Source organism: Massilia atriviolacea (genome assembly GCF_003953935.1).
Lineage (GTDB): Bacteria > Pseudomonadota > Gammaproteobacteria > Burkholderiales > Burkholderiaceae_D > Telluria_A > Telluria_A atriviolacea.
The window spans coordinates 1-18944 of record NZ_RXLQ01000034.1 but is presented as its reverse complement, the minus strand read 5'-3'; the positions used below and the strand labels follow the sequence as shown (position 1 = coordinate 18944).

Here is an 18944-nt window from a genome sequence, read left to right as displayed (position 1 = left end):
AAATGGAAGTGTCCACGGAACTCAGGTTACCTCACTCCTGCCGATGAGACAGGTTAAATTGTGCTATCAACGTGGGTAAGATCCGAATGAAAATCTGTGGGGCAGTCAGGCCAATTTTGAGCGCAAATCAACAGACCGACAATTTTTGGACAATTCATCAGCAAATACTGGTGAAAATGTCAGCATCGACTTGCAATGCCTTGGTCATCGTCTTAGCGTCCGAATGAAGACACGGGAAATCATCGGCAATCTGAAAAGGGCGAATCGCCGATGAGCTTCCACTCAAGCCCCTAATTCGTCTAAAAAGACCACCGCGTCCAATGTTTAGGACCCGCTGATGACATTGCCATGATCGTCAATGCACGGATAGCGAGAGAGGGAAATCTCTCGGAGCCTGAGCATGTCCATCGTAAAAGTGTGGGCCATCAGCGCCTTCGAGCCGATCCGCGTCACGGTCATGTTGGGCTGCATGGCACCTAACATATCCGCCACCGTGGTGGTGCCATTTAGATACGCACAGAAATCGCTAACACCGAAAGTCTTATCGCGCCAGAGCCGAACCCGTGCAGTGCCAAGCATACCGCTAAATTGGCTGTACCCGCGCACCAGCATATTGATCATCTCGTGGACTTGGCGCACAGGATGTCCTTCGGATGCGAAGCCGTGGAAGACGCGATTGCCTGTGGCAATGCAAGTATGCACGTCATTGGACGCGGTGACCTTCCAAGACAGCTTATCTAAGACGCGTTGCTGATTGGCCAGATCAGAGATCCAGGTCCGACGCAATCCTAGCTGGCCACCCGCCTTGACGATGTGGTCGTAGCTATTGCGGCTCTCATAGACATTGCAGGGGTGATACGCGTTTTTGCACTCGAACAGGAACAAATGTCCATCTTTATAGGCAAGCAAATCCACCTCGAATTTGTTTTGCCCACCCGACTTAAGCTTGAACTCTTCCTGCACCAAGAATCCTGCTGTTATCAGCGCTCTCTTCAGGCTCGATTGCATTGGGTCTTCCTCCTGATTCGGCCCAAGCGTCAATCGACGGTTATTTCGGCACAACAGGTTGCGCACGAGATTCGAATTAGCTAGCACAGCCATGGAAAGCATGTAGCAGCCGTCTGCTTCGATGATCGGTGCGTACTGTAGGTCAATGTAATCGGCCTGCAAATCACATGTGAGCAAATCGAGTAACGCTTCCACGTTGGGCCCAATGATCGGCGTCAGCGCTTCAATCAGGTTCTCGCGCCTGAACACAGGCAAACACGATGCCATGTAGAGACCGTCCATTTCCGAGTAAGGACGGTGCCGTTCAATCGTGTGACGCAACCCAACATGTAGGAACATAAAGAAGCGTTGAAGCTTCAAAATGTCGAGTACCGTGATGTAATTGATCACATTGGCGTGGATGACGTTTTTTGGGGCGATGTAATCCTCAATGGCTAACATCTCGATAGTGACTTCATCTTCGATGAAGGTGTGGTTATCACTAAAGAAACGGTTGCTCGCGTCAATCTTCGGCAGCACCAATCGATATCGCCGGGCAGGGTACTCTGCCAATTCGAACATCTGGTCGCCGTACTCTTGGAAAAGCTGCTCGGCATAGTGGACGATCGAGTTCGGATTATGCCCTGGCTGGAAGGCCGCCGTCGCTTCCGCGCGGCGAATGTTGCTTTGCATCTGAGCCTGAATATAGCCAAGACGCAAAGATTTTTCCAGTAGTGGATCGATCGCGCGGATTCGCGCGCCAAGCGCATCCTCTTGCGCGGTGTATGGAAAAGCTTCCAGCAGCACTTCTGCGGCGCGGTACCGGCATATTTTGGCTGCATCGCTCAACAATTCCAGATATTTGGGAGAGTAACCAGCTTGGTCTTCCAGTGCGCCGAAATGCTTCTTCTTTAGTCCGATGTGTTGGTGGAACTGGTGAAGCAAATACGAAAATGCCTCGGACATCTCTTCCGGATTGTCCAAATCCGTTATATTGTACCGTTCGTTACGCTCGTCCCGCCCATAGGTGAAAGCGTAATCGACTTCCGCCAGTAAGGTCTTAATGACGAACGCATCCAGTTTGCGAAGGCGTGAGAGAATCGACTGCGACAACGCATGGATGCCCGACGCCAAGCACCAAAGCGCTTGTGTCGATGTCAGATAATTGACATCATCGCTGCTTAAGTTGTATATCGCTGCTTGGCTGATCCAGTCCTGGAGCACCTTTAAAGCGGACGGCGCCTTAAATTCGTAAGTCGAAGGGCGAAACACTCCAAACCTCTTGACAGTCGCCATAGCAGCATCCGCACCTTGCAAAACTAGCAACGTACGGGCCGAAGATAAAGCCGTCCCCGTTTTATGGCGTTTGATCGCTAAAGTTAGTGCCGCTACTACCTCCTGCACTTCCGTTCGTTTGGCCTTTGTCGCTCGGGATGATGCCAATTTCGCCGTCAATGCGATGGGCTCTTTGGATTTGTGTAGTTGGTGATAAATCTCTGTGTTATTCAATTCGTTCATCCGTACTTGGTTCTTAAAACGTTGCGCTGGGCATGTCAAGGGGCGAGTCTGCAACGACGTTAAGCGCCGGTAAATGTATTAGACAGAATTTTATGATGGATTCACCCGCCTCTGGAGAGCGTATTCCCGTCAGTACAGCACATAGAGCATATTCTAAGGAAGCGCTGATCAATTGAGGAATTTTTCAGCGCGAGCGATCGTAAGCATCCAGCCCGCCCACCTTCCATTGGCACTTAGCACTGTGTAGAGTATGCGAACGATAGCAGCGAATCGATCTTGCTGTTGGGGCAGGTAGGCAGTTTTTCGAGGGTGTCGGCCAACCAGCGCGCTGGGTCCAGGCCATTGAGCTTGGCGGTTGCGAACAGGCGCAGGATGGNGGAAGCGCTGATCAATTGAGGAATTTTTCAGCGCGAGCGATCGTAAGCATCCAGCCCGCCCACCTTCCATTGGCACTTAGCACTGTGTAGAGTATGCGAACGATAGCAGCGAATCGATCTTGCTGTTGGGGCAGGTAGGCAGTTTTTCGAGGGTGTCGGCCAACCAGCGCGCTGGGTCCAGGCCATTGAGCTTGGCGGTTGCGAACAGGCGCAGGATGGCGGCGGCGCGGCGGCCCGCCCGCTCGGAGCCGGCAAACAGCCAGTTCTTCTTGCCGATGGCAATGGGACGTATAGCGTTCTCGACCGGGGTATTGTCGATCGGCAGGCTGCCCGAGCTGGCATAGCGCTGCATCGCCGGCCAGCGCTTGAGGGCATGCTCGATGGCCTTGGCCGTTCCGCTGCCGACAGCGACGCTGCGCTGGGACGCCAGCAGCCAAGCGTGCAGGTCGGCCACCCTGGCCTCCTTCAAGTAGACCAGACGCCGCAGATTGCATGCAGCCACTTTCCAATTGAGCTGAAGCGTCGCGCGCGCCAGACCGATGGTGCGCACTGCCTTGCCGCCCAACTGCGCCATGCCGGCAAACATATGCTCGATGCGGGCGCGAGTCTTGGCGATGCGCTTGTTGCGCCGCTCCTGCGCTGCCTAGATCGGCTTGTCCTTGCTTCCTTTGCGCTGGATGCGCACGCGCCAGCCCTGTTTGCTTAGGCGCTCGTCGCGCTCGCCGTTAACGTAGCCCTTGTCGGCCATGATATTGCGGTTCGTGTTGGCCGGATCGAGCACGTATTCAAAGTGCAGCGTGTCGTGCTCGCTGGCCGGGCTCACCTTGATCTTGCGTACCAGCTTGTAGCGCTTATCGGCGTTGGCCGAGACCTTGTAGCCAAAGTAGGACTTGCCGTGCTTCTTGGTCCAGTGCGCGTCCACGTCCTTCTGCCGACGCTTGGCAGGCTCCCATTCGATGGCATGGCGTTTTCCTTCCCCAGCGCCTTCTCGCTCTTGCTCAGCGCCTGCTTCGGCGCCTGCACGATGCTCGCGTTCACCATCTGCCCGCCGCGCGCGATGTAACCGTGTTTACTCAGCTCCCGGCTCACAGCCTTGAAGATGCTTTCGCTGGCCCCAGCCTGGATCAGGCGTTCCTTGAACGTCCAGATCGTCGTCCGGTGCGGTATCTGGCTGCTTGAGCGCAGCCCGACGAAGCGCTGGAAGCTCAGGCGGTCGAGCAACTGGAATCCATCCGCTCGTCGCTCAGGTTGAACAACTGCTGGATCAGTAAGACGCGAACCACTAGTTCGGTCGGAAACGGGGGGCGGCGGCTGCGGTCGCGACTGGGGCGCGGCACCGCACGCTCGACCTCATCGGCCAACGCGGCGAAGTCAACGTGCTGCTCCATCACCCGCAGTACATCGCCCAGCTTGATCAGCTTCGCTTCTCGCTCCTGATCGGCAAACAGACTGGTTTTAATCATGAGGAGAGAGTCAGAATCGCAGGTTCGTTATCATGCCGTCGACGGGGTGGTTTTTTCGAGGTGCCCATGCTTGTCATCAGGAAGGATAATTTAGAATCTTGCACTTGCATCGCCATTTTCCTTGGGCCATTTCCTCAAAAACTTTGAATGAGGTCTTGTATTCAATTGAGAATACATGTCCATTTACACACCAGACTCTGGCTCGCAGTTTTCCCTCATTATCCCCCGCTGTCAAATCAACTACCGCAATCTTGAACTCCTCTTCATTTGCAAAACATAATTCGCGAGGAAAATTTGATTTTCCATTTCGAATAACATAAAGATTGATTTCGCGTTCAGTAGGGCTGCGGTAAATTTTATTGACAGCTTCCAGCTGTTTTCTCCATAGTTCCGCATCTTGAGGTGGAAGCTGCTCATGTACCGCATCGAAAATACTTGCCTCCAGCGGAGACAGCCCAGCGCTCGGCCGAAATAAGGACCTCAGCATATCAATCAGCGCGGACATTCGCATCCCGCCATGCCCGCTCCGGCAGCACCGTACCCTGTGCCTGCCATGCTGCCTTTATAGACGTTCGGGAAACGAATCCATTGAGACATGGCAGTACTCATCGAAGGGTTGGCATCTTTCCATGTTCTCGGCATAAACTGGCGGCGGTAAGGATCAGATCGTGCGTGTGTCGTTATAGAAACGTAATTCCCGTTCCAAATTGATCTCGGTCCGCCCATACGTGTAGGGAACCAGTGTGAGAACTCCTTGCCGACACCCGCAGTTCCTGCAGCTCGAACGCCTCCAGCTAGGCCGGCCGAGGCACTGACGGCTAGCCCGGCCCATTCACCATTACTATACGCCGAAGAGCACATATCAATTCCTCCGCTAATATTGAAGACATCACGCAACAACTGCCCTTGCCCGAAGAGAATGGTATCGCCCATTCCGGCAGAGAAATCCACCACGCCCTGCGGAAGTGCGGGCCATTCGAAGAGCCCCAGCGGATCAATGTATGACAAAGGATTTCCGTTCGCGTAGGCATAGGTGTTGACCCCGCCGCCGCTCTGCATCGGATCACTCTGCAGGTACCGGCCAAGAACGGGATCGTAGTAGCGGTGACCGTTGTACCAAAGCCCAGTCTCTCCATCAAGATATTGCCCTGGGAACCCCACATTCAAGCCGCCAATGGTATCGACGATGACACGCCGGTCAAAAGCAGCGTTAGCTGCACGCCAAACTTTTCCCCCGTCAGCATTGGTCAGCGCTTCAGGACGGCCAACCTGGTCGTTATGACTGGCATAAAATTGGCCGTTGCGCGCAATCCCAAGCAGCTGCCCGCCAAGCCAGACATAGTGCGTCGTGGTCGGTCCGACTTCCGCCATCAGTTCACCATCCGGGCCGTAAATCGCTCTCACACCGACTCCGTTTGATATCTTCAGGACGCGTTGGTTCAATGCGTTGATGCGATAGTCTCCGACCTGGGCGCCGTTGACCCAAGCGCCATTCATTCTGTTGAACGCGTCGTAGGTGTATTTCCGGTTGCCGTTGTGGCGGTACTCGGCGCTCACGTTCCCGAACGCGTCGTACTCGAACCTGCGGGATTGCCCGCTGCCGGCCCAGTGATGGAGGCGGTTGGTGCTCGCATAGAGCCCGTAGCTGAATTCGCCCTGGAGTTCGCGGCTGTGCTTGATCCGGTTGCCCGCATCGTCCCACGCGAAATACTGGTTATCCCCGCCACGGGTTGCGGTTGAAACCCGGCCTCCATCATCGTAGCCATAGTTAATAGTCAGTTCAGGGAAAACAGCGTCGCTGATCTTCGAAATCGTCCCTCTGGGATGGTAATCGAATCCCAGGTCGTGCACACCAGGCGTAGCGATCTGATCCAGGCGCGCATCCTGATCGAACGTGAGCATGCGCGGCAGGCCATTGCCGAACCGCCAGCCGTACATGATGTCGGTGGCAGGCTGGTAAATGAAGCCATTGGCCAATGTAGCCCACTTGCCGCTTAGCGTACTGCGCACTCGCCAAAGGCGCCCGTAGGCATCGTAGTCATAGCCGACGCCGAAACCGGCCGAAGTGGACATGGCGCTTTTGCGTCCGGCGGCATCATATCCCCACCAGGTCGCGAACTTCACGCCATAGATATCATTGCGTTGACTGATGATCCGGCCGGCAGCGTCGTACCCATAGTCGGTGCGACCGGTCGCGTCGACTATGCTGGTCAGGCGCCCCTTGCCGAAACTGCCCTCGTCGTAGTTAAAGAACTCGGTGCCGATGCCAATGCGGCGCCAGCGCGTGCGTCCCAAGTCATCCAGGCCGTAGGTCACGACCTTGCCGTCGGCCCATGTTTCGGACGTCACGCGACCGAGATCATCGTGGTCAAAGGTTGTCGCCCCACGGTCGGCGCTGGCAATGCCGGTGACATCGCCAAAGCCGTTGTAGGCATAAGCCGTCCTGATGCCACGCGGGTCGGTGACCGCTGCCAGCCTCCCGGCCAGGTCGTATTCGAAGCGAGTGATCCCGCCATCAGTCGCCGTGGTTTTCACGCGCCGGTTTTGAAAGTCGTATTCATGAAACGTGCCCTTGCCGTCGCCACCGTATTGCGCCTCGATATTGCCGTTGGCATCATAGCGAATGTCTTCCCTCTCGCTCTTGCTATTGATTTTCTGATAGGGTCGCCCGAGGGAATCGAACAAGGTCAGGCTGCTGAATTGGCCGTTGGCCGACCCAACGGGGCCGCCCGCTGCTGCCAACGGAACATGCCGCGCAGACGCGCTGCGCATCGAATTACCGGCGACGTCGTACGTCCAGTTGGCATACTGATGCTGGGCATTGCCAGCACCAGCGAGGCGCCCGGAATCGGTGTACACGAAGCGGTTGATGGCGCCCTCGGGATGGCTGATAATCGTCGGGAGGCGCGCGCTATTGTAGGTGTAGCGAGTGACGCGGTTGCCGGGCTGGGTCACCGCTTCCACCGTCCCGTTCGGGTTGTACGTGTAGCTCGTGGCGACGCCGTTGATGTCGATGATCGTGCGTGGAGCGCCAAGTCCAGTGTAGTCGGAAAAAAAAGTAGTCTGCCCGAGCGGATTGATGATCGCGCTGACCCTGCCATAGGCGTCGTACTGCGCGCGTGATCGCAGCTCCCTGCCTCCCACTAGCTGGATGGTGACCAGCTCCCCCAGCGTGCCGGAAGGATGAAAACCGTATCCGAAGCGTGTCACGCGCTGCCTGCCTGTCTTCAGATCGGTGATTGTCGTTTCCGCGATGCGGCCCGCTGCCTTGTCGACTGAATGATATGCATAGGTAATGCTGGCATATCTGTCGCCGCCGGCGCCTTCGTAGATTGTTTCGACAAGCTGGCCATTGACCCAGGTATGCCTGGTGACGATCTCGTCGGGCGTCCCGAACGCCATTCTTTTCTCTTGCAGATACCCTCTCTCGTTATAGTTATAAGTTGTCGTCACACCGCGCCAGTCCGTGGTGCTGGCAACGTAGCCGTAAACGTCGTACTTGGTTTCTGCGCTGGCACGCGGACAGGTCGCAGTGCCGGTACGCTCGATTGTACTGATCTTCAATTCGCCACCGACGCTCACGTACCGGTAGCGCGTCTCCTGCCCTTGTGCGTTCGTGACTACGGTAAGCATGTCGCCGTAATTGATGACGTCCCGTTCCTCGTTGCCCGCTAGCGCGCTGACGTGCACGCGGCGGTCGGGATGGTAGCTGTAGGTGGAGTAGCGTTTGCCGCCGATCGTGATGCCGGTCAGCAGGATCGGATCGCCGGCTTCGTAATGGTACTCGCGCACGTCGGGGTTGGCACCAGGCGAGATGACCTTTGCAAGCATCCCCTTGTCGTTGTATTCGTAGTTCCAGACATTGTTGTTGGTGTCCCTGACGCTTGAGACAAGCCCGTTGGCGCCCCACGTGAAATAGACGACCTGCCCCGCAGCGTTCTTGATCGAGGCCAGCTTGGCCAGGTTCCGGTCCGGGGCCGGATTGTAGGTATATCGGCGCAAGTCAAGACCGGCCTGGTCGCCAATGTATTCGACCTGTCCCAGCGAACTGAACGCATACTTTTTTTTGTTCTTGTTGATGTAGGCTCGCTCTCCTGGGTAATATGCCAGCTCGTCATCGGGATCCGAACCGTTTCCTTCGGCGTAGTAATACACCTCCGGACGCCGCGGCGCGAGGATGCTTTTTGTGGGCTGGTCGGTCGGTTTTCCGGCCTGACCAAGGGTTTGCTTCGGCTTGGGAGTGCCGCCCTCATCGCCCCCTGTCTCCGGCCCGGCCCGCACGTACTTGTACAGCACCGTCGTGCCGTTCTCGTCAACGTGGGTAATCGTCTTCGGTATGATGTGCCAATTTGGCTGAGGTATAAAAGGATCACCCCACTCAAGTCGCTGCGGGTCGAGCGAGGACAGCCAGCGCTTGCCGAACAGGCCGCCTTCGCCATGCATACTGCGGTAGGTACGCGTCAGGGAAAGGCCGTAAAGGCCGTTTGATCGGAAGTCCGCTTCAGCTTTGTGTTTTTCTCCGGTGGCAATCACGACAGGGTGGGCCGTAGATTTGCATGCCAGGTCTTCCGGTTCCTTGTTCTTGTTGCCAGGTGAAGGAGGCGCAGACTTGAGTGGCGCGTCGTTCTCATTCGAGCTGATGGTGCCGCTGAACGAAACCGAGGTGGGAAAGTCATGCACGAAGCGCTGGGGAATCGGTGAGGCCTCACCGACTTCCCTTTGTCCAGCGACGGTAACCTGCTGTATTCCGTCGGGGCCTGTTATGGACTGTAAGACACCTGCCACGTGCGCCTGATATCCCGTATCAGTATTGATGTTCATATTCGAAATGGATTCCGGTGCAACAGCGAATGCGGCTTGTGCACATAGCAGAAGCGGCAGGAAGAGAACGTGGTTTATCGTTTTCATTATGGTCCCAAGGTTAGGTAGGAAAAGCGGCCGTCCAGGCCATAGCCGGCGGAATCTACTAATCTCGTCGAAGCAACAAATTCGACGGGTCAAGTATCTGAATTGCTGTCACCCATTCCTCTTCCTGAACATATTTCGTCGTGCTGATATCAGCCGTAGTCAGGCTTGCGGGGAAGCGCTTCGGCGCGGTCTGCGAGCAGCAGAAAAAGTGCGGTTCCACCTTGAATGCAGGTGCTGCCGGCCGAGCAAAAGAGAACAGGCGATTAATCGAATCGATGTTTGGATCGCATTGTCAGTTGCCAGGGCCGCGTGCCCTGTGCACCTTCTTCAAGGCTGCCAAGCAGCATTAATGAGCGGCCAGAAAAGTCCGCTAGGGACGCAGCGCGCCGTCGTTTGTGAGATTCGCCATTTCAATATCAAGTGGAAAGACTTGCGTGTCGCGAGACGAGCGAACGGGCTAACTGCGGATATATCGCATCAATGACGGCTGCGCATTTGGCGCGCACTTATGCTCGCGTAGAAGCCGCTGCGTGCTGACAGCGCAGCCAACTCCTCACCACCTGTCCTGGAAGCGGTTTCGATACCACCATGGTCGCGAGTGGATTCGGGAGCCTCTCAGCACATGTAGAAGCTTTGCGAGAAGCACCTTGAACGTCAGCCCAAACCTCGCAAGAACAGCAAAGAACACAATCACACCGATCGAACCCCAGAGTGTCCACCAGCGCATGTGGAACAGCCAGATGAACACTGGCAGATACGCTGTACACGGAATCTTCAACAACGTTGGTACAGCGCTCGCGTGGCGCCAGATGGATATACTCATACGTGCTCCGTGCGGCTACGAAGTGCCTTGGTCCCGGCCAATTCAACAAACTCGTCCTCACCAATTCTCTGTTCACAAAAAAGATCCCATGCCTGGTCGTCGAGAGTGCGATGGTGAGACTCCAGCTCGCGCCGAAGTGTCGGTGCCCACTGTTCGTAGGGAACACCCTGCAGACGGTTCCGAAGATCCCGGTCGAATACCACAAATTCCCGAACGGCCTGGCGCTTGCCATCGACGGTTTTCAGCAAGCGTTGAACGACAATCACCCGCAGCGCACCAATCAGCCGGGATGCCACCGCAGCTTGTTGAGCGGGGGGATAAACCTGGATGATTCGATTGACTGTCTCCGCAACGGATTCCGTGTGAACGGTTGCGTAGCAGAGATGCCCGGTCAGCCCGGCCTCGATCATCGCATCGACGGTTTCCAGGTCGCGTGCTTCGCCGATGCCGATGATGCTCGGCTTGCGCCTCATCGCATTTCTCAGACCAAGCGCAAAGCTCTGAATGTCGCGGCCTATCTGCGACTGGGCAGGTTGGGGCCCCTTCCAGTGAGCGCCACCTAAAATGAACTCGATCGGATCCTCGTACGTGATTACTTTCCGGTCAGGCATCTCTCGACCCGCATACGCGTACACTGCCGCCTGCAAGGTCGTCTTGCCGGAGCCAGTCGGTCCACATACCAGAACCAGCCCCATTCCAGGGAAAAAACCTTCGAAGAGTTCAGTTTCAATGTCCATCGTCAGGAGATCCGGCAGTTCCGTTGGAATGACTCGCATCGTTATCGAGTAAGCCTCGTCCATCCGCGCCACCCTGGCCTGAACGAAGTTGCATCGAAAGCGAATGATCTTTCCCCGCTCAAGGCCAACGTCCTCGCCCGACAATTCGAGCGAGCGGTCCACCCCTGAACCAGCGCGAATGTTACTTTCGACCTCCGCCTGCCACACAGTCCCGATGAGCGCCGACAACTGTCCTTGCTTGATAGTGTGCGTGCTGGCGCGCCGCTGCCTGCCGTTGATCTCAACCCACATGAAGTCGCCTCCCTGCACGAGGATGTCGGAGGCGCCGCAATCCGCACAATATTTTAGAAATCGCTTGAAGGTCTGCGGACTGAAATCACCGCAGAAATCGAATGCATCGAACAGGTGATCGGTCATGATGGCCAAGGATCAAAATAGGCGTCACCGGCGCGCGCTTAACGCGCGTCCGGCATCGAGACGGTATCGGCGACACCAGGCGGTTCCGGGTAATAAGTAATGGCAGGCTGCCAGTTTCGATAATCCGTGTCAAAGAGCGCCCTCCCCGTCAGACGGCGCAACGTATCGCCGATCATGATCTGCTTGCTGTCGCCGGTGACTGTCTGGGCGAGCTCGGCAACACGCGGCCTGGAGATCATCCCCTGCTTCAGAAGCGATGAGTACAGAAGCATGCCCGTGTAATCGCGCGTCAGGCGGTTGAAGTTAGCGTCCAGGATAGCGTCCGCCTGCCTCGTTCCCTCGTCCCAACCGGAGCGCACGGCTAGTTGCCAGACCGCTGTCTCGTTCCCATCCTGAGGCCGGGCTTCAACTACGGGAAGGTCGACCTTGCGGTTGACCGGCAAGCCCGCAAACAGATAGTCGCGCCAGCTGGGAGGCACGCTGACAAAGCGCTCTTCTCTCTCGATCCGATACACATGGCTCGCGGTCCTGACTTGATCGGGCGAGAACGCTGCCACATCGCGGGCCTGGACGATCACCGGCGGAACAATCCCATTCGTGTTGACGAGCGACGAGAACTGAAACATCTTGTCGAGACTATCGGCGCGCATTTGCAAGCTGTTGGCGATTACGCCGGAGCGAGCTGCCATCCCACCCCTGAAGCCAACTGTTTTCCCCGCCTCCGTCAGCATTTGCGAGCGAAGATTGCTGACGCCAGTGATGACCGGAGAGAATGGGGCAAGCAGGGAGTCGAGCGTTGCCGGCGCCTGCGCTCCCGTCGAATTGCGCTGAGCGGAAGCATCAATATTCTTCGCGAGCTTCTCAACCGCAGGCACGGACAGAGGTACGATGGCAATCAGCGTGCCAGCCAGGAGGATCTTCATGGCTGGCTCCTAGGACTGCGGCCGGCCGTAATGCAGGACGAGCACATTCACGTTCTGCTCGACAACCGCCCGATATCCGACCTGCAAACGAATCTGGTCAAGTACAGCCGGCAACGGTTCGTCCCTTACATCGATAGCGACAGGCAGCGGCATCCGTACACCCATCTGGGTGAACTTCAACCCGCAGTCGCTCGCCAGGCGGCTTAGGAGTTGAGATGCATCGCCTTTCCACGAAATCGTGACACGTCCAGCACTGCTGTAAACCACGGCCTTCGGCCTCCTTGCCCGCTCATCCAGCGTGGCCGATCGATAAAGGTGAAGCTGAGCCGATTCTATTTTCCGTGCAGCGTCGAGGATACGCTGGTCGACCATGGCGTCCGCGTCGTTGGGCGTCAGAATGACGGGGGAAGAGCAACCGGCGAGCCACCAGCTGACGACTACATAGTGAAGACAGTGCTTCATCATCGCAGAACCCTCCATATTTTGCATTTATACTACGATACAAAATCAACGAGCCTGTTAAGGCATATCAAGGATCCGACGTCGTTTGAATGCAGCGCGCCGTCGATCGTCATGGAGCCGCGCCATTTCACGAACAGCCTTGTCCCAGGCGGCCGACAGGCTTGGTCCATCCGCCAGGCTTTCTTTCAAGCCGTTCGCCATTATTTTGAATTCTTCAGTGCCTACGGCCTGAAAATTGGCCCCGTATTTTTTCGTTGCCACAACCAGGGATGCCAGGCACACGGCGCTGTCAAAGTCTGCCCCATGTATTTCGATATAGTCGCCGCGGTCAAAAAAACCGTTCCCGTTCAGTAGTTGGTAGCGGATAGCGCCATCTCGCCGGACCTTGCGACTGATGCCTGGTAGCGCCACCCAGCCTGAATCTGACGCGGGTGCAAGTGCCCGGAAACCGTTGTAGTCTGCCGTTGCGCGGCCAGAGAACCCGCCATTCCCGCGCTTGACGGCGCATGACCATCCTCGCAGCTGGCTGATGGCTGCTTCATCACCTGCCGCCGCCTGCTGCGCTACCCAATCCCGATACGTACGGCGCAGTTCCCGATTCTGCGCGGAGCCAGACTCCCGCTCCAGCTTCAGTTCCTCGCGAAGCCGCTCTTTCTCCCGTGCTGTCTCGAACGCAATAACGCTAAATAGAATCTTTCGCTCCTTAGCGTTGGGAACAGTCGCGCGAATGATCGCCCGGCGCCGGCGCGCTTCGGTGCCCAATGCAATGAAGCGATTCCTTGCATCCACCGTGTTGATGCGAGATAGCTTCAGATTGGACAGATAAGCGAGGTAGCGCTGGCGTAGTGCCCGCCTTCCCTGGGCGCGCTCCAGGCTGCGCTCGTCCCGCTCGGATGGATCCCGCAGGGGCGAACGAAACCGGTCGTAGCACCGTTCGGCTATCGGCGCGGGTCCGGAAGGTTCGAACGCACCCAACCGCCGAACCAGGCGAAGCTTCGAGAGGTCTTCATGCATATCGCTGGCCTTTACCGGCGTGAATGCGGGAGCATCAGCATTCGTGCCGGTGTTATCGTAAACCGCAAAGCCCTGCCCCTTCTCCCGCAGCACCAGCCCATGAAACGCCAGCACCGCGTGCAGCATCGGCCACGTAAGCTCCGGGTTTCTCAGCGCGTCGACAACCGCCTTCCTGGGTGTTCCCCGGACGTAGCTAAACAAACTCTCCTGGCCTGCATGGCGCTCCATGTCCGATGCCGCTGTCGGCATGTGCCCTTTGGTTTCCGGCGCGGCACGGGTCCAGTCGACGACCATATTTCCATCGCGCTCAAAGACGGCAAAAGGCCCCTTGTCGTGACGCCATCCGAAACGCAGTTCAAGTTCGCGCATGGCACGGTCCAACTTGAAATAGTCGCGATCCGGGTATATCGCTCGGTAGCTATGCGGATTTACCCGATTCACTGCGATGTGCAGATGCACATGATCGGTATCTCTGTGCACTGCGAACACGTACTGATGGCCGGCCATTCCTACGCTTCGGATCGCGTACGCGCCGCTTGCGAATGCCTCGTCGTTGGAGGGACTTTCGCCTTCAGGCCATGAGAGAACGACGTGATAGACCGGATCCTTGACACGCGCATTTTGCGTAGCGACCGCGTGCATCTCGGCTGCGGCCGTAGATAGCGACAGGCAGTTGTGTTCGCACACAATGCCCGAGCGGGTACGCACGCGCTGCGGAAGATCGTTCAACTGGGCGGGTTCGACGTCGATTGTATGATCTCCGCGATGTTGTCGATCCCTTCGCGCAGCGGCTTCAGCAAGATACGCAAGGTTAGCTCGACGGGCTCGGGCTTTTGCCTGAAAGTGATGATCAACTTCTGCAAGCGCTCCGAGATGGCCCGCTGCTGCGTCGAGATTCTTTCGAGTACGGGCAATAGTTCGTCGAGATGGATCATCTATTCCTCCAGGAGGTGGTTCTTCAGTTCGTTCGTCAGACGTTCCATGTCCTGGCCCATCGGCGCAAGAATATTCTGCAACACCCGCAATACGGACTCGGACGGCAGCAGCATCAACAGAGTTAACTCGTCGAGTTCCGCGCAGATGGTCTTCTGCTGAGCGGAGATGGTTTCCAGCACGCTTAAGAATCGCGAGATGTCGTGGTCGGTCGCTTGAATCGAGCTCATCGCTGGGTTCCTCCTTGTCATCGTCTTTTTGCGAAATGTACCTGATCAGCCTGCCGAAATCCGACTGCTTCACCGTGCGCTTCGGCGGCACTTTGGCGAGCATCACGCGTCTCCGATCCGCCGGATGGCCGCGACGATTTCAAGCAGTACAGCGATGTACTCGCCGCCAAGCTGACCGTTGTACTCCTTGCATAAATTGCGTTGCAGCTCCCCCAGTCGGCGGAGTTCGTTGATGATCTTTTCGTTCACAACCGTGCGGGTACGACGTCCCAGCCCGCAGTCGACCAGGTAGGCGGGCAAGGTCTTGTTCACGTCGGCCGCCCTTTGGCGCAACATGTCGCGTTCGGCCGGCGCAACACGAATCGTCAGCACGACGGTTTTGAGGCGTTTCTCGCTGTTGCTCACAGTGGGATGCTCCGGCGGGGCGCGATGCAGTACGGGTCTCGGGGCTGTGCCCTGAGCAGGGTGATAGGCAGTGCAGAGCGAGTGGAACGAGTGGCGCGCGGCCGGTTGATGTATCGCCGCGTGCGGCGGTATATCAAATCCTACCCTGTCCCGCTGATTGTCACGCCAGATGGAAAAGCAGGTTCATTATTGGCGTTGCCACCGCACGCCGCAAGTGGCGAACTCGACGATTCGTATATAACTTGACGCGGATCGAACGGCGGTCAAAAAGCGGTATCGTCCGACACCGCGCCGCAGCTCGGTCAGTGGACAATATCCTCGCGAAAGAGCAGATTTGTGCATCTCCCGTTCGCGTGAGCGCGAGCCGTGGTGGGACGGATCGCCACGACGTCCACGATTTCGGTCGGCTTTGCACGACGATGAAGCCAGATTGATGCCGAGCTCCACGAAGCAGATGTCCGAGTGGCCATCTGCACGCATGAGGCCGGCAACCGTAAGGATGAAGAACGGCATTTCCAGGATGCGCGCCAGACAGAAAACGCACCCGGCCCAGCTCTGAATGCGCGACCGGACACAGCACGAATCTCGTCACGGAATCCGGCAAGATTTTGGTAATTCATGCACACAGCGGCACCGCACGCTGTTTTTTTCTGCGACGAAGGCGGCATGCACTGGACCGCGCAGGAGATCGGCCGACTGGCAAGATCGCACTCCAGCGAGCGAACGCAGCAACATCGATTCCTGTGGGCCGATGTTCGCATAGCGAGGACACTGAGATGAAGTATCGCGTACATAAAATCATGCAAGTAAGGGATGCCCTGGATGCGCTACCTAAGGCGTCGTTCGATAGCGAGGAATCCGTAAGCTCGCGTGAGGCAATCGCGCTGCTCACTGACTCCTTGGCGTCGCTTCAGACCCGAGGGTATTCAATCGAGATGCTTGCAAAGGAACTGAACACCCGAGGCATCGCGATCGCGCTTTCTACCTTGCGGCGCTATCTCAAACGTCCACGCACCGACCAAGCCGCCCGAAGAAAAAGGGCTTCGAGGTCGGTCGTATCGGCGACAACAGCGAAGCCGGGCTCACCGTCGTCGGGCACGAATACGCCGTCGGCACCGCCCAAGTTTGAAAAAGCACTGGAGCCGCAGCAGCAGCAAGCACCTCCAGAGGATGCAGCACGGAGTAGCGGTTTCGATGTGCGCCAGGACACGGATGATCTTTAAGAGGAGGCTGTGATGGCAAAGGATATTCTGATCAGCGGTGGCGGCAAAGGCGGCGTGGGGAAAAGCGTGGTGTCGGTCGGTGCGATCGACACGGCCTTGGCTCACGGCGAGACGCCGATTCTTGTTGAGACCGACACGTCGAATCCCGATGTATGGAAAATGTACAAGAACGAGCTTCGCGCCGAACTCATCGATCTGGATGAAGCGAACGGCTGGATCGACCTGATCAATATCTGCGACCAGCACCCGGAATCGACAATTATCATCAACACCGCCGCGCGCAACAACCGAGGCGTCGCCGCTTACGGCGAAACGCTTAGCAACACGCTGTCCGAGCTTGACCGCAGACTGGTCACGTTCTGGGTGATCAACCGCCAACGCGACAGCCTGGAGCTGCTGAACGACTACATGACCGCGCTCGCAGGCTCGGTGATCCATGTCGTACGCAACGGGCACTACGGACCTGAAGAAAAATTCGAACTCTACAATGGCTCGAAACTGCGCACATCGGTGGAACGCAGCGGAGGGCAATCGCTCACCTTTCCGGACCTGGCCGACCGTGTGAGTGACGATTTGTACTCCAAGCGCCTCTCCATCGGTACTGCGATGAAAACGCTGCCGCTCGGGAATCGCGCCGAGCTCACGCGTTGGCGCCACGAAGTACACAAGGTGCTGAGTGGAGCCTTGTATGGAGCATCTTGAGCAAGCTTTCGAGAAGCTAATTGGGCGGCAACCTTCAGAGCTGGAAGTGACGCGGCTGTACCGGGTCAAGAATGCGCTGGGACTGCGCGACAATGATGCGCTCTGGCTGGTTCTGATCGCCCTGGAATCATACGACACGCTGTACCGCAAGTATCCTGAACTAATCAATGCTCACGTCAAACAGTCGCTGGACGATCAGCGCCAGTTAATGGCTGCAATGGCCGACGCAGAAACCAAACGTGCGCTAGGAGCGATGTCAGACGCCGTCGTGCGTGCCAGCGAAGCCGCGACTGCGCGAGCAGGGTTGGGGCTCTGGTTTCAATGGTGGGGTTTTGCGATGCTGGGACTGCTGCTGTTTGGCGCCTTCTGTACAATGATGGGCTTCATTCTGGGAAGCGGCCATATGCCGTACTGGACACGTCCTTCGGGCAATCACGGCTTTGCCGTACTCCTGTTTACCACCATAGGACGCACCCCGGCGGGCTGGCTCGCGGTGATTATTGGCGCTACCTCCGCCATTGCCGGCTTTTGGTACGCTCGTGACGAACTTAAATTGCACCACCGGTTGGGTATACTATCGCGCAGCTTCTTGCTGGCGGCCTTGGGTTTCGCATTCGTTTGGCCGCTACTCTAAGAGCAGCTGCTTCACGAATTCAACGACAATTTGAAATAGATACACTGCCGCCACAGGACAAAGTTCACACTCAGTCAAGTTGCGTGGCTTAGCTCCCCGCGCGCTCCCTCCTTCACCCGTAGCGCTATGGCTACAGCCGTATCGTCCTGGCTGGGTCAACAAGGCGGCTATTGCATTCCGGCCAGTGGCTAACAGTATCAGACAGCTATACAGTCTTTTTGCCATCGAATCCCGAAATGCAAACCTCGCGTTACCTTCTAACGGTCCCGATACGGAAATACCTGTCCCACTCGGGGGTTTCGATGTCCAACCCGGCCACTATTTTCTCGTCCTCTGCAAGGACTAGCTGCTCGAGCATTCCCCGCTGTGTTAGGCCGTAACGTTTTGCGATGCGCTTCAGTGCGAGATGCGCTGCGGTGCTCATCCACGTATTTAATCTGCGCTCACCATCCCCATGTGCTGCGGTGTCTCTGCGAGCCCGGTACTCCGCCTGCCGCTCAGCTGTACTTTTGGCCATGATCAGCTTCCTCTGTCTGGAATCGTTACTGCGTAACTATTAGACCACTACTCGCCTACTTCGTTCCCTTCGCGCGCCAGCAACACCTACATGTTGGGCCAGAACGCATAGCGGTGTGCTAAGGACGGCCACGAAATGCTGGTGGACTACCGCCGGAACATCGCAATTCTTCGCTGTCTCCGGAGACCGCCCCGACGAGTTCAAGCTTTAACCGATGTGAGCTGGCGTCCACGCTGCTCATCGCAGTTGCTGGCTTGAGTGCGCACCGCGTATTGCCGTGCAGGTCACCCCGCTTGCCTATTGACCAGTTCGCGCATGCGATCTGATACCTTCGACACCAAGTTTGCGAGTCCCTCATCGTTTGGGAGATACCTGATGTATCGAATGTGCCGCAGGTCGAACGGAACGTCAGATTCGTGTTGTGCTATCAGGATCACCTCCTTACCAAGAGTGTGCGCGATGCCAGCCTCGTAGAAGACATTAGCATTCTTTCCCGACAGGTCACAGATGACAACACACGCCGTGCTGATGAGCTTTACAACATCCTGGATGATTGTGTCGTAATCCCATATGTCGTCGGCACGCAAGCTGTCAGCAGCGGTTGTAAACTGACACAGGCAGCGATTGAAAATTGACACATCAATTTGAGAAGATGGCCGCTTTGCGGAGCG

The 18944-nt window shown here is 56.9% G+C and carries 14 protein-coding genes and 4 pseudogenes; 3 read left to right on the top strand and 15 right to left on the bottom strand.

Annotated elements, in window-relative coordinates:
- Window positions 1–324: 324 nt before the first annotated feature.
- The 14 genes and pseudogenes from EJB06_RS30915 to mobA form a co-directional block, all read right to left on the bottom strand.
- The gene (locus EJB06_RS30915; RefSeq protein ID WP_126077870.1) at window positions 325–2505 is read right to left on the bottom strand and encodes a hypothetical protein; all 2181 of its coding nucleotides are present in this window, start codon (window positions 2503–2505) and stop codon (window positions 325–327) included.
- Window positions 2506–2738: 233 nt separating this feature from the next.
- Window positions 2739–2888, bottom strand: a pseudogene (locus EJB06_RS30910) (transposase domain-containing protein); the annotation flags it as partial.
- Window positions 2889–2958: 70 nt separating this feature from the next.
- Window positions 2959–3336, bottom strand: a pseudogene (locus tag EJB06_RS32310) (IS66 family transposase); the annotation flags it as partial.
- A pseudogene (locus EJB06_RS33180) lies at window positions 3334–4345 on the bottom strand (IS5 family transposase); the annotation flags it as partial. The pseudogenes EJB06_RS33180 and EJB06_RS32310, both read right to left, overlap by 3 nt.
- A gap of 76 nt (window positions 4346–4421) precedes the next feature.
- Entirely contained in the window at window positions 4422–4850 is a 429-nt protein-coding gene (locus EJB06_RS30900; RefSeq protein ID WP_126077869.1) for a hypothetical protein, read from the bottom strand.
- Window positions 4838–9253: an RHS repeat-associated core domain-containing protein gene (locus EJB06_RS30895; protein WP_126077868.1), complete on the bottom strand. Its 4416-nt coding sequence runs from the start codon at window positions 9251–9253 to the stop codon at window positions 4838–4840. Before EJB06_RS30895 ends, EJB06_RS30900 begins: the two co-directional genes overlap by 13 nt.
- Before the next feature lie 553 nt (window positions 9254–9806).
- Entirely contained in the window at window positions 9807–10076 is a 270-nt protein-coding gene (icmT, locus tag EJB06_RS30890; RefSeq protein WP_126077867.1) for an IcmT/TraK family protein, read from the bottom strand.
- Window positions 10073–11230, bottom strand: coding sequence for a plasmid transfer ATPase TraJ (traJ, locus tag EJB06_RS30885; protein ID WP_126077866.1), 1158 nt, complete (start codon window positions 11228–11230; stop codon window positions 10073–10075). The genes icmT and traJ overlap by 4 nt, the downstream gene beginning before the upstream one ends.
- 38 nt (window positions 11231–11268) lie before the next feature.
- Window positions 11269–12153, bottom strand: a complete 885-nt coding sequence (locus tag EJB06_RS30880) for a type IV secretory system conjugative DNA transfer family protein (RefSeq protein ID WP_229427367.1) — start codon at window positions 12151–12153, stop codon at window positions 11269–11271.
- 9 nt (window positions 12154–12162) lie between these two features.
- Window positions 12163–12618, bottom strand: coding sequence for a DotD/TraH family lipoprotein (locus EJB06_RS30875; protein ID WP_164558090.1), 456 nt, complete (start codon window positions 12616–12618; stop codon window positions 12163–12165).
- 54 nt (window positions 12619–12672) lie between these two features.
- Window positions 12673–14379: a TraI/MobA(P) family conjugative relaxase gene (traI, locus tag EJB06_RS30870; protein ID WP_307720494.1), complete on the bottom strand. Its 1707-nt coding sequence runs from the start codon at window positions 14377–14379 to the stop codon at window positions 12673–12675.
- Complete coding sequence (locus EJB06_RS30865) at window positions 14355–14564, bottom strand: hypothetical protein (RefSeq protein WP_126077863.1); 210 nt, start codon at window positions 14562–14564, stop codon at window positions 14355–14357. Before EJB06_RS30865 ends, traI begins: the two co-directional genes overlap by 25 nt.
- Window positions 14565–14792 (bottom strand): hypothetical protein, encoded by a 228-nt coding sequence (locus EJB06_RS30860; protein ID WP_126077862.1) that lies wholly within the window; start codon window positions 14790–14792, stop codon window positions 14565–14567.
- 102 nt (window positions 14793–14894) lie between these two features.
- Window positions 14895–15197, bottom strand: a complete 303-nt coding sequence (gene mobA, locus EJB06_RS30855; protein WP_126077861.1) for a plasmid mobilization protein MobA — start codon at window positions 15195–15197, stop codon at window positions 14895–14897.
- Window positions 15198–15973: 776 nt separating this feature from the next.
- On the opposite strand from mobA, the gene EJB06_RS30850 reads away from it, so the two are divergent.
- The 3 genes from EJB06_RS30850 to EJB06_RS30840 are packed head-to-tail and all read left to right on the top strand — an operon-like array spanning window position 15974 to window position 17756.
- Complete coding sequence (locus EJB06_RS30850; RefSeq protein ID WP_126077860.1) at window positions 15974–16420, top strand: hypothetical protein; 447 nt, start codon at window positions 15974–15976, stop codon at window positions 16418–16420.
- Between the two features lie 12 nt (window positions 16421–16432).
- A complete protein-coding gene (locus EJB06_RS30845) occupies window positions 16433–17122 on the top strand; it encodes a protein mobD (RefSeq protein ID WP_126077859.1) in 690 nt (229 codons plus the stop codon).
- Window positions 17109–17756, top strand: a complete 648-nt coding sequence (locus tag EJB06_RS30840) for a hypothetical protein (protein WP_126077858.1) — start codon at window positions 17109–17111, stop codon at window positions 17754–17756. Before EJB06_RS30845 ends, EJB06_RS30840 begins: the two co-directional genes overlap by 14 nt.
- A gap of 801 nt (window positions 17757–18557) precedes the next feature.
- Here EJB06_RS30840 and EJB06_RS32770 read toward each other — a convergent pair.
- A pseudogene (locus tag EJB06_RS32770) lies at window positions 18558–18944 on the bottom strand (hypothetical protein); the annotation flags it as partial.